Below are 13,086 nucleotides of genomic sequence, written 5' to 3' on the forward strand. Positions count from 1 at the left end.
GTGAAAAATTATTGGATAGCCATAACAATCATTATTTTGCTTTCCATTTTTAGCATTTTTGTTGGTTATTCTGATGTAACACCTTCTGATTTATTATCAAGAGACCCACATGCATGGCTGATTTTTTGGCAAACGCGTCTCCCTCGTACAATTGCAGTAATTTTAGTAGGCGCAGCGCTTGCTCTTTCTGGCATGATCATGCAGCTGCTTGCACGTAATCGATTTGTAGAACCATCGACTGCTGGAACTGTTGAATCCGCATCTCTTGGTATTCTTTTCATTATGATTTTTTTCCCTGACATTCCTGTTTTGGGAAGAATGGTTGTTGCTACAATTTTTGCCATGCTTGGCTCATTATTCTTTATGTTTTTATTGCGTCAAATTTCTCTTAAATCTATCCTCATTGTACCACTCACGGGAATTATGCTGGGTTATGTTTTAGGGTCTCTCACCAACGCTATTGCCGATCATGAAATGCTTCTTCCTTCTCTTCAATCGTATTTATTTGGTAGTTTTTCAATGATTCTTGAGGGAAAATATGAACTTTTATGGCTATCTCTTCCACTATGCATTCTTGCCTATTTTGCCGCTGACCGTTTTACAGTAGCTGGTTTGGGAGAAGACTTAACAGATAATCTTGGACTGAATTACCGCACCGTCATGTTCTTCGGTCTTTTTATTGTTTCCTTGATCACCGCTGTTGTGGTTTGCACAGTAGGTAGAGTTCCTTTTGTAGGACTTATTATTCCAAACATTGTTTCAAATTTCATGGGCGATAATATGCGCTATACGACTCCTTGGGTAGCAATTAGCGGTGCAGGACTGGTACTAATTTGTGATCTTTTAGGACGAATAATTCATCCTTCTCTTGAAATTCCTATAAGTACCATGATGGGAATTATTGGTAGCTTTATTTTTATTATAATTCTTTTACGCTGGAGAAAACATATTGAGTAAACGAAAAGAAACAGCACTTATACTGATAATACTTCTCATAACAGCATGTGCCGTAGTAAGCCTTTATATGACTTGGAATATCAGCATTTATACGTGGACATTCCGTTTAACAAAATTATCTTCCCTCCTTCTTATTGCCTATACAATTGCTGTTTCTACCGTTTTATTTCAAACAGTCGTTAACAATCGTCTTTTAACCCCTTCTATTATGGGATTTGACCAGCTTTATATTTTAATCAAAACCATCACGATTTATTTTCTCGGCTCTCTTTCTTTACCCTTTTTAAATGAAGAGGGACAATTAATCCTTGAAGCCCTTATTCTCATTACCTTTTCGATAAGTCTTTTTCGCTGGCTATTTTCCGATAGCTTAAAGGAGCTTCATTTAACACTCTTGATTGGTATCATCTTGGGTGGTTTTTTTTTCAGCTTACGCATGTTTATGCAGCTGCAGCTCAATCCAGATCAAATGATGAATTTAACCGATATCATGTTTGCGAATTTTAATAAATTTAATACATCATTAATAGGATTTTCTGCAATCATTGTTTTTATCATTAGTTTGGTTGGTTGGCGCCTACGCCACGTACTTGATATTCTTGCTATGGGGCGTGAAACTGCCCTCAACCTTGGGGTTAATTATCACAAAAGTGCTACAGCTATTCTTATTTTTGTTTCTATCCTTGTATCCATTTCCACAGCACTCGTTGGACCCGTCACCTTTTTTGGGCTATTAGTTGCTAATCTTTCTTATGAACTATCTCCTCAAGCAAAGCATAGTGTTACCGTGCCAATTGCAATATTATTAGCCATTATTTGTCTTGTTGGTGGACAATTTATTTTAGAGCAAATTTTTAATATGGCAGGACGATTAAGTTTTATTATTGAATTTTGTGGTGGAACTTTTTTCTTAATTTTACTAATGAAGGGAAAACTAAAATGATTGAAATCAATCACCTTTCCAAAGCTTATGGATCTAGGTTGATCATTGATAATTTATCCCTTCAATTACCAAAAGGAGGAATTATTTCCCTCATTGGTCCCAATGGCTCTGGAAAATCAACGCTTTTAATGATGATAAGACGCCTTTTACCACGTCATAAGGGCACGATTAACATTGATGGTTTAGATATTTATACAACCCCGCATGATGTTTTGGCTCAAAAACTTTCACTCCTGCGTCAAGATAACCCACTATCTATCCGTTTAACTGTATATGATTTAGTGAGTTTTGGACGCTATCCTTATTCTAAAGGCCGATATAACAATGAAGATAAACAGTTTATTGATAGTGCTCTCCGGTATCTTGGTTTACAGGATATGAAAGACCGCTTTTTGGATGAACTTTCTGGAGGACAACGCCAACGAGCTTTTATCGCAATGGTTCTCTGCCAAGATACAGATTATCTTTTATTAGATGAGCCATTAAACAATCTTGATATGAAACATTCTGTTTCCATGATGAAGCAATTACGCCGTACAGCTGATGAACTAAAAAAGACCATCCTTATTATTATGCATGATATTAATTTTGCATCATCATATTCAGATATGATCGTTGCACTAAAAAATGGAAAAGCGGCTTATTGTGGAACACCACAAGAAATCATGCAACCCCAAATTCTTAAAGAAATTTATGATATAGATATTCATATCCAAACAATAAATGGTACACCCATTGCTCTTTATTACCAATAAATTCTTATTCTATGATTGCAAAGATTTTTTGAGTTGCGTACGCTGTAAAATCTGCTAAAACTGAGGATAATTGGTGCTTACTGGGGAATAGTTTAATGGTAGAACAGCGGACTCTGACTCCGTTAATCTTGGTTCGAATCCAGGTTCCCCAGCCAATTTTTGATATAATGAATAATAGCATTTTTAATGCAGCTGTTTTCATACAATAATCGTAGATATTTTTAAAAGTTTGGCACTTCATCGCCAAATGATTTTTATCATTTATATAAATTTGAAAAGAGTTTTGTCTGTTTTAATTTAATCAAAAATTATTCTATATATGAATATAGTTTAAATATCTATTTTGGCGATAACTTAATAACAAGAGTTTAAATACTCAACCTCTTTAAATCAATTTTCCTTGTTTCATTAAATCAATTTTCCTTGTTTCATTGCAAAATAAAACGTGGATAATGAGCATCATTTATTATGTCAAAAGGTCAAATATTACAGAGAAATTTGATTCTAGGAGTATATAAAGAAACTAACTTTCTCCTTACGCCAATCATTGCTCTTTCAATATAAAAAATTTTTAAGAATATACCTGATAAACAGCCATCTACCTTATCCAATATAAGGCATATTTTAATGCGTTCTTTTAAAGACATATTATCACCAATATCAATATAATGAAAATTGATATAAATAGTGTGCATATTTACAAATAAATAATCCATAATGGATTTATATTAAAGAAAATTTTCTCATTTCCTTGTATGATAAATTAAATATTCTTACAATTTTTGAAACGAGAATATAAAAAAATTAATAAGACTCTTTCCCCTCATTTTATGAAGCTTTTGACTTAAAATAACTTTGAAATATCAGTCAGAAATTATTTCAAAAATATATCAACGTACCGATTAATATAAAGAAAATGATATAGGCTTTTTGAAGTGAATATATTCAGAATTTAATATTTTTATTAAAAAACAAAACACAAAAAACGATAAATAATAATCTGTTTTGGTATTTACAAAAAGCACATAATGAAATAGAAGTCGCTTTGTTTTTTTCTCCAAAAAAAATAAAAAAGTCATTAAGCATATCAACCATTAAGGGCCTACTTATGTATAAGAAAAAATTTTTATTATGTACAATTGCTGGAACTTTAATTCTCTCTCACCTTAGTGCAGCTTGTGCAAGTACTGCTACGCTTATTGAAACTCCTAAGGTTGATGTGAATGAAGGAGAAAAGGTTTTAAATAACGTCAGTATCCGTGATAGAATCGTTGGGGTAAATGTCAGTGGAGAACAATCATCTGTCAAAATTAAAGGGGGATCCATCACATCGGAACTTCTTTTATTTAGTGCAACAAAAGGTGCACATATTCATGCTAAAGCAATTACTGCCAAAACAATGACAACTGGATTGCAAATTGGAAACTCGACAATCAACCTTGAAGATTCTATCGTAACTGTCAAAGGAAACCACGAGGCTTATGGTATAGTTTTTCAAACAGGGACAGTAGAAAATAAAAGTGAAGCAATTCTCACTAAGACAAAACTTTCTGTTAAAGATGGAATTGGTATTTTTGGAGCATCAGCAGGTGGTAACGTTAAAATAAAGGATTCAGAAATTCATGCTGATTTATTATTGAAGAATGTAAGCATGATGCTGATGCCCCTTCCCTCTACCCTTACGGTAGTTGCTGATCATTCAATTTTAAAAGGTAAAGCAAGAACATCACAAGAAAAAACAACAATTCTTACTTTGAATAATAACAGCAAATGGATTGTAACAATTGGTGAAGGTGAAACAGATAACGATACCAATTTATTTAGCTATTCACTACGTAGCCTTAATGATAGGGCACATTCTAACGTTTCAACACTGAATCTTAACAACAGTACTATTTTTTTTAACGAGCCGATAAATGGTCAATATCAAACATTGAGTGTGGGACAACAACCAGGAGCTGATGATGCCCTTCAAAGAAATGAAAATAAACTTCCTACTGTAGGTGCCGTTTATACCGCAACCGGTGATGCGAAAATTTATACCAACCTTAAATGGAGCGATGGTGCTGCGAAAACAGAACAAAAAGCTGACCGATTGCTTGTTTATGGGGATGTATCTGGCACCACAACAATCTACTTAAATGACATTTCAAAGAATGAAGACATAAAAACAAAAGATACTGTGCCTCTAAATGCCCGCGGTATCTCTCTTGTGCAGGTGTCTGGCACAGCAAGTGAGAATGCCTTTAAATTAGCAAACGGTTATACTACAATAAATGGTTATCCTTATAAATATGTATTAAATGCTTATGGACCAACGTCAAAGCAAGGTAAAGGTAAAGCAAATGCAGAGCAAAATGTCTTAGGAGAAGGCGAGGGTTTTTGGGATTTCCGCTTGCAAAATGCCTATCTTGATCCTGAAGCAAAAATCAAAGCTCTTGTACCGCAAGCAGCAAGCTATTTGGTAATGCCTCATGCTTTATTTTCTGCTGGATTTTCTGATATTAGTAATCAAAACATATTGTTAGACAGAATAAAAGAAGCTGCATCTGAGCCTAAAAATGATAAAAAACAAGGAATAGAGATAATACTATCTTCTTATGGTGATAAGGTTACATTATCTTCCCAACGTAATCCAAACCAGTATGGGTATGGCGCTGATATTAATTACGCCGCATTGCAAGCAGGTGCTACATTGGTTTCTTTAGAAAATCAAAGTTTCTCGACAAGCTTCGGTCTTTTAGGCACATACGGAAAGCTAGATTTCACTCCCAAAGACATGGAAGAGTCAGGAAAGAGTACGCTTGATAAATGGTCATTTACAGCATATAGCCGCATTGAACATAACAATGGTATGTATATTAACGCCCTCTTTTCTTATGGAGTTCTAAACGGAAACATTACTACAAATATTATCAAAGATACCGCAAAAATAAGCGATGCTAAAGCATTAAGTGTATCTGCCACTCTTGGACAGAGATTAGAAACTGGAGCTTCAGGATTGATATTTGAACCACAGGCTCAGCTTATTTATCAAAACCTCCTGTTTGATACCATTAAAGACGTTGATAATTTTGTGGTTGATATGGGTAAACCACATCAGTGGTTAGTTCGTGCCGGTGGACGTTTAGTGCAAAATGTTCTAAATGATGAAAAAGACGGTACTGTTTCTTTCTATGCTAAACTAAATGTTATCAAAGCTTTTGGTGATGATTCTGCCATAAAAATCGGTGACTCTCTGCATCTTGATTCTAGAGGAGCTTCGATTCAGGGTGGTATTGGTGTTGATGCACAATTACTTCAAAATGTTGAGCTGCGTGGTGATGTAAGCTATCAATATAGGCTTCAAAAATCTGGTATATCCGGGGTCAGTTTCTCTGGTGGAATACGTTACCGTTTTTAAATATTCTTTAAATCGAATTTTAAAAATAAAAAAATGCCCCTTAATAACTTGTTTTGAAATTTAGAAGAATATATAATGGGTTAAAAGCATTAGTTTTATAGGGGGGGGTAGTATTTAGGGATATTTATATGAAAAAACGCCTCTTCCTATGCACAGTTTCTGGGATATTGTTTTATTCTTATGCAGATTTGTCTTACGCTTCCGCTGATAACAGTCATCTAAATGAGACTATTATTCAGTCTAAAGATGAGCCTACGCTTAAAGATGTTACGTTTAAGGATATTACAACGCAATATCCTGGAAGAACTATAGTTCTTTCTAACGAAAAGGTAGATGAAAAACTCAAGCCTCAAAATTCCGAAAATGGAAAATCTGAAAAAATGAAAAAATTGAGGACTGCAAGCGATAGCGCTTATCATATCCCACCACAATCTGCTCCTTATGGAAATGGTTACGCAGATTTTCCAAGGACAAGTGGTAAAGAAGAGACGACTAAACCGAGAAGGCGCCCATCTCTAGAGCCTACTACTTCTGGGAGAAATCCTGCACCTAACGGACCAGAAGCTGCTGCTCCTGAACAAAAAGTGCCGATACCAAAACCCTCTGAACAGGCGAAGCCGGAGATCTCGCATCCTGAACAAATGGGAAATGCACAGCATCGGTATCATGCTAAAGTTGAAGCTAAAGATGGTAAAACTGTGACACATCGTGATGTTGCAATTTACGATAGATTTTTTTCTGTAAGTGCACAAGGAGAAAGGTCGCTGGTATCATTAATAGGAGGAAGTGTTAATTCAAATTTTGTTGCAATAAATGCAGAAAAGGGAGGAACTGTTGATGGTGCTAATATCACTGTGACGGCGGTATCAGCTGGTTTATTAAATCTAGGCGGGACTATTAAACTTGAGGATTCAACTGTCACTGTTACGGGTAATCGCGACGCTTATGGTATTTTTTTCAAAACTCAACCTTCTGCTGCAAACCGTCAAAATGTACCCGGAGAAAGAAATAGCATACCACCAATCTCTTTAGGAAATATTCCTAATACAGTGTTATTGTTTAACACTACACTTTCTGTTGAAAATGGTATTGGTATTTATGCAGAACCATTCACAAATGGTATTGTGAAGCTTGACAATTCAAATATTGTTGCTGATGTTTTATTAAAAAGTGAGCATAGTGATAAGAATTCTCCACATACTTTAGTATTAACGGCGAGCCAGTCTACTTTAGAAGGTCCTGCAAAAATGCTAGGGAAGAGTCAAGCAATGTTTGATCTTCATAATGGAACAAAGTGGATTTTAACAAGTCCTCAGGGAAAGCATTATGATCGCTACCCTGGTTCTGATTTACCGTTTGACATTAATGACGCAGCATATTCTAATCTTTTCATGCTGAGCCTCCAAAATAGTTCCATTGTATTCAGTAAACCAAAAGATGGTCATTATAAGACCTTGTATGTAGGATACAGTCCATTGCAAGCCAATCAGCAAGGAATGAATGGAGATAATAAGGAAACTTATAGCGCAGAGGATCATGCAGAAATTTACTTTAACTCAAAATGGAGCAATGATTCTACAATCCAAGAACAACAAACTGACCGTTTTTTAGTCTCTGGTGGTGTATTAGGCACGACCATAATTCATGTTGATCTTTCTGAGGATGAAAAACAAGCTCGTAAGAATTCTTCTTTGGAAAAGGATGTGGTTTCTATTCCTGTTGCAAGGCGCGGAATTTCATTGGTTCAAGTTTTAGGAAATGCTAAAGAGGACTCGTTTAAGCTAAAGAGTGATTATATTGTACAAAAAGGCTCCCCTTATAAATATGTTTTAACTGCCTATAAGCCTGGTACATCTGATGCGAGCCAAAATTTGTTTGGTATGGATGGAAATGATTTCTGGGACTTCCGATTGCAGAATGAATATATCGATGGTGATAAAAAAGTAAGAGCAGTCTTGCCACAGGTCGCAAATTATTTGGTCATGCCAAGTGCTGTATTTGCTTCTGGTTTATCTGATATTAACAACCAGAATATGTTGATTGATAATATACGAATGAAAATGTCTGGGCCAGAGGATGAGAACAATAACAATAAAGGGATTTTTCTATCTTCTTATGGTAATAAACTAACATTTTTTTCTAGTCGCGATCCAAATCAATACGGTTATGGTGCTGATATAAATTACACAGCTTTACAAGCAGGTGGTATATTGACCGCACTCGAAGGAGAAAATATCACAACTGATTTTGGTCTTTTAGGGACATTTGGAAAGCTAACTTTCTCCCCAAAGGGTATGAAGGATTCTGAAAAAACAATGCTTGATAAATGGTCGCTCACGGCATACAGTGGTGTCCAACATAGCAGTGGTTTATATGTTAATGCTTTCCTCTCTTATGGGGTATTAAAAGGAAATATTGCTGCACCTCTGATTAAAAGTACAACAAAGTTGAAGAATGCAGATACATTAAGTGCATCTGCTACGGTTGGACAAAAATTAGAAACCAATATTAAAGAGTTAGTCTTTGAACCACAAGCTCAACTTACTTATCAAAACCTTATGCTCAATACCATTTCAGATGCTGAGGGTTTTGAAGTGGATATGAAAAATCCTCATCAGTGGCTGATACGTATCGGTGGACGTTTAACACAAAGTATATTTAATGCTGAAGAAGGACGTGGTGTTTCTTTTTACGGTAAATTGAATGTTCTTAGAGCTTTTGGTGATAATGGAACAATACGGATTTCTAACAATTTCCACACTGACTCCATAGGATCATCAATTGAAGGTGGTATTGGTGTTGATGCGCATTTATCTCAAAATATTGCACTTTATGGTAATGTGAGCTATCAGCATAAACTTCAAAAAGCTGGTGTATCTGGAGCGAGTTTTTCTGGAGGAATACGCTATAATTTCTAAAAGAAAGCAAAATATTAACAACATAGGAGACAGCACAATGTGCTGTCTTTTCATTTAATCAAAGCTTGTACTTTAAATTAAAACTTTTTTATAAAAAGCGCTGTAAAAATTATTATACGATAATCAATAAAGTAATTACACGAGATGCAATAACCAAAAAAATATTTGTTCCTTTAATTGAATAAAAATCACAAGATCATCGTGTCGCTTTCTCCAAATAGGTAACATTGTATATTTTTTTAGTTCTTCTTTTGGTCTCCCATCTTTATCATTTTAATTGACCATATCTGAGATATTTCTTCCTTTTATTGTTCACGCGCAATTTTTTCATTTTATGTTAATGCCCCAAAATACTAAAAAACTCTCTCTAATCTGTATAAAATGCAATATCATCCATCACCTTATATGAAATTTTTAAAATGCAAATAAGCTCTCCCCCCGACCTTCCATCAATTTGCGTAAAATAAAAGGTCCCCTGCTACCCTCAAAGATTCCTCTTAGAAATAATCCTTGTTCAATATGAAATCAGAACCTTACTCCAGTGTTTTATTTTTAATAAAACCAGTCCCCTCAAACAAGCCGAGCTTTTGCACAACCACGTAATCTAAATCATTCACTTAGAGAAACTGAGATCAATTGGATCACATGCTCCATCCGTTTCTTTTGTGCGCGCAGACACTTGCAAAGCTTGCGAAAGATCATTCACTGCACCCAAATGCACCTGAAGACATTCACTATTACGATTCACTTTTTCCTGTAAATCTGATAACAGGCTCTCTATCTCACACTCAATATCTTGATTCATGTAACGCTTTACATCACTCATAGATTTATTAAGATCACGTAATCCACGTATTTTACATAAATTTATTTCTTCATAATCTGGAATACCATGACTCTCTAACATAGAGCTTTCGTAATCAATGACTTGCGATAACCCCTTAACTGCAGCCACAAATTTCGTCATCGCCCATTCGCGACAAATGTGGTCATTATCAAGAACTTTTGCTTTTGATGCAGTCATTTTTATTTCCCCTTCAACAGTATTATTTAATTGGTCTTGAAACTGAGAATAATCCAAGTAGCCTCTCTCAATATTGACGCACTAAATTAAATCTATTGTATAGATAACCACACCTAAAACAGCACACGAATACTTTAAGAGCTCAAGTTTGTTTTCACCTCCAACGTACTAAATGAAAACATATTTCTTTTCTTTGCTAAAAAACAAGACTGGTAACACATAAAATTTGTATTAAAAACCATTATTATCTACAGCAGTGGCTTTTGCCTCACCTGCACTTCAGCGTTATATAGCCAACGTATCTTAAAAGCTAACTTTACGACAATCCCAAAATATCCATCTCTTCTATGCACCATCTAGACATATGCACCCCCTCCTATACACAACAATTGCTCAAAAAGAGCAGCATTTAAGTGGATCCGCCGTATCCTTTTCTTTTCACATTATTATTCGCTTTTCTTTGCAACTAAAGAGCAATGGTACAGGATTTTTTTTACCATTTCAAGGACTCATTCAAAAAGCGAGAAGCCTATAACTCCTTATGATAAAAAGCTTTTTATTTTCATGAGAAAGTACATTAACCCAATAAACAATGCACAAGAACAGCATGATTTATATACTAATATCAGACTACCTAATATTAATCCCAGCTTCACTCAATCCAAAACTTATAAAATATGCAAATAAACAGAAAAATATTTGTTATATGATCATACACAACACAAAGATTTATCTTATCTGTATTCCATTTATATCTTCTTTTGAGATAAAATAAGCTATCCCAATTTAAATTTGTGGCAACATGTCATTTTCTACATTTTTCCATATTTTTGTGAAAGCAATTCACGCACCTCATCGGCTATTTTTGTCCCACGACTTGCGCAACTCGTTTTAATTAAACGATGTAAACTTTCTGGCACATCAATCGTAAGACGCTTCATCCGTTCATCTTTAGACCCTTCACGGCTTTCCACCCACGCATCCGCTGTTGCAGGAATTGATTTATTAGTCGGCTTTGTCCCAATCTTAATTTTTTTGCTCATCGTGCTAATTCCTTTACCTCAGTAGCAACAGCTTCAATCTCTTCTGCAGCGGGCCCTTTTTGATCAATTTCATAAACTGCTTTTCCCTGCGCAGCAGCTTCAGCAAACACCACGCGTTGAGCAACACTAGAAGAAAGGACACGCATCGGGTACACGGAAAGGGCTTCCCCTACATCGCGCCCTATTGCTGTATTTACTATTCTACGATTAATAACAAAAAAAGATTTCAGACTTTCCTTATATACACGCGCCTCATCAATCAGCTGTACAATCCCATCAGCCGCCCAAATATCATAGGGGCTAGGCTGTACCGGAATCAGCACTAAATCAGAAGCCATAATAGCGCTGCGCGCAAGATCAGTTACGCGTGGAGGACCATCAATAAAAACATGATCATATCCAGCACCAATCTGTACAATTTCTTTATGAACTGTTGCGCGCGGCAAACCAACAACCGGAAATAAGGGATCACCTTCACGAGCAGCAGCCCAATCTAATGCACTCCCTTGTGGATCTGTATCGATAAATAACACACGTTCGCCAACACGTGCAAAACTGGCTGCAAGATTGACACTCAACGTGGTTTTTCCAACACCACCCTTTTGATTTAATAATCCAATTATCATTAATTACGCCTTCCAGCTTTATCGTTTTTACGTTTATACAGAAAACAACAAAGCATACAAGCATTTTACAAACAAAAAACCATCTTCTCTTCTATTTTTCAAAAAAACTTCTACTGATGAACTGTATAAACTCTAATTAATATACTTATTCTATACAGCTTTATATAAGCGATAAGGGAAGAAAAAATCCTCACATTTATAAAACATAGGATCATAATATAATCTGTAAATTTACGCTCACAATTGTGCCCTGCTCAAAAATTATTTTTTTAAAAAAGCTTCTAAAAATGCCCTAATGCGAAAATTGAAAAAGATACGCGCTCAGCTCTTTTTAGCATCGCCATCAAAAAAATGATTGCCTTTCTTAAAATTTCTCTTCTGATTGAAGCAGCACTGTCGTTGATTAAGCAGAGATTGTCATCTAAAGGAATTATGAAAAGAACATGGCTTTCCCATGCGACTTATTTTCGGTTGAAACGTCAGAGCTATATCAAAAAATCATAGAGCCTTCAGATTGTACGAATTTAGCTGTTATATTCATATTTTGAATATCCACTTCCATTATTCAAAGAGAACCAGTTCAGTATCAGAGAGTGCTCATTTCAATAATAATCTCTCATAGTACCAATTTGCCGTTATGCAGAGAATGAATAGAGAAGAGAGTAAAACGAAGGCAAAAATCTTCATTGCTAAGGGGAAATACTCTGGTTCTACCATATAAGATAGGACAAAGACTCCCAGAACCGCAACACTGGAAAATGCTCCTATTCCACTTATTATACCGCAAATTAGTCCGCGAAAAGTAAAGAGAAGAATAAAAAGTAATAAAAGTTAATCCCCGACCTATTTGGGATATTAAGGATCGTTTTTTGTTGGAGTGTGCAACTTTTTGTTTGCAATTGTTGTTTCGTTACTGTGTTTATCAGACAGATATGCTTTCCATGAATTCTTCCCCATTTTTATTTTGTAGTGGTCTATAACTAATTTTGATGCAAACCTATTTTTTTGAGCAAGAACCTTTAAACCTTTTCGTCTAAAATAGATAAACCGTCCACAGCGAATAGGGAGCTGCTCCTGTACAAGACTGATCTGTTCGCCTTTTCGTATTTCTTGTGTAATTTCGTGGGGATAAATTAAAGGTTTCTGCTGAAAATTAAGACTCTCAGTTCTTCTTACACCGAATGTTCTTAAAGATTTGCTTTTTCCTGTGACTTCTATAGTCATTTTCCCAATAGTGATATATCAAACGATATCATCATATCCAGAAATATTAAGAGTAAATTCTGTTATAAACCAACATAACAAATATAGCTTACGCAATAAATTTCATTTTTTTACCTTAGTTATTGTGTTTTCAACAGACACCACACTTCTCTAAAAATGTTATCCTTTTAAATCTCATCTTTATAATTTTTTC

Annotated in this window: 9 protein-coding genes and 1 tRNA gene; 6 read left to right on the forward strand and 4 right to left on the reverse strand. The window is 35.2% G+C overall.

Features of this window, described 5'->3' with window-relative positions; translation table 11 throughout:
- The 6 genes from V5N68_RS02820 to V5N68_RS02845 all read left to right on the forward strand — a co-directional run bounded on the left by V5N68_RS02820 (position 1) and on the right by V5N68_RS02845 (position 8,976).
- Positions 1-957, forward strand: coding sequence for an ABC transporter permease (locus V5N68_RS02820; protein ID WP_332065673.1), 957 nt, complete (start codon positions 1-3; stop codon positions 955-957).
- A complete protein-coding gene (locus V5N68_RS02825) occupies positions 950-1,900 on the forward strand; it encodes an iron chelate uptake ABC transporter family permease subunit (RefSeq protein ID WP_332065674.1) in 951 nt (316 codons plus the stop codon). The genes V5N68_RS02820 and V5N68_RS02825 overlap by 8 nt, the downstream gene beginning before the upstream one ends.
- On the forward strand, positions 1,897-2,655 hold the full coding sequence (locus V5N68_RS02830; protein WP_332065675.1) for an iron ABC transporter ATP-binding protein: 759 nt from the start codon (positions 1,897-1,899) through the stop codon (positions 2,653-2,655). The genes V5N68_RS02825 and V5N68_RS02830 overlap by 4 nt, the downstream gene beginning before the upstream one ends.
- 81 nt (positions 2,656-2,736) lie before the next feature.
- Positions 2,737-2,810 (forward strand) — tRNA-Gln (locus V5N68_RS02835).
- A 953-nt stretch (positions 2,811-3,763) separates the two neighbouring features.
- Positions 3,764-6,058 (forward strand): autotransporter outer membrane beta-barrel domain-containing protein, encoded by a 2,295-nt coding sequence (locus V5N68_RS02840; RefSeq protein ID WP_332065676.1) that lies wholly within the window; start codon positions 3,764-3,766, stop codon positions 6,056-6,058.
- Positions 6,059-6,186: 128 nt separating this feature from the next.
- Positions 6,187-8,976 (forward strand): autotransporter outer membrane beta-barrel domain-containing protein, encoded by a 2,790-nt coding sequence (locus tag V5N68_RS02845; protein WP_332065677.1) that lies wholly within the window; start codon positions 6,187-6,189, stop codon positions 8,974-8,976.
- A 613-nt stretch (positions 8,977-9,589) separates the two neighbouring features.
- On the opposite strand, the gene V5N68_RS02850 is transcribed toward V5N68_RS02845, so the two are convergent.
- The 4 genes from V5N68_RS02850 to V5N68_RS02865 all read right to left on the reverse strand — a co-directional run bounded on the left by V5N68_RS02850 (position 9,590) and on the right by V5N68_RS02865 (position 12,893).
- Positions 9,590-10,000, reverse strand: a complete 411-nt coding sequence (locus tag V5N68_RS02850; protein ID WP_332065678.1) for a flagellar protein FlgN — start codon at positions 9,998-10,000, stop codon at positions 9,590-9,592.
- A gap of 812 nt (positions 10,001-10,812) precedes the next feature.
- Positions 10,813-11,043 (reverse strand): hypothetical protein, encoded by a 231-nt coding sequence (locus tag V5N68_RS02855; RefSeq protein ID WP_332065679.1) that lies wholly within the window; start codon positions 11,041-11,043, stop codon positions 10,813-10,815.
- Positions 11,040-11,669 (reverse strand): ParA family partition ATPase, encoded by a 630-nt coding sequence (gene parA, locus V5N68_RS02860; protein WP_332065680.1) that lies wholly within the window; start codon positions 11,667-11,669, stop codon positions 11,040-11,042. The genes V5N68_RS02855 and parA overlap by 4 nt, the downstream gene beginning before the upstream one ends.
- Positions 11,670-12,524: 855 nt before the next feature.
- A complete protein-coding gene (locus V5N68_RS02865) occupies positions 12,525-12,893 on the reverse strand; it encodes a type IV secretory system conjugative DNA transfer family protein (RefSeq protein ID WP_332065681.1) in 369 nt (122 codons plus the stop codon).
- Positions 12,894-13,086 lie beyond the last annotated feature (193 nt).

The organism is Bartonella eidoli (genome assembly GCF_036576145.1).
Classification (GTDB): domain Bacteria; phylum Pseudomonadota; class Alphaproteobacteria; order Rhizobiales; family Rhizobiaceae; genus Bartonella.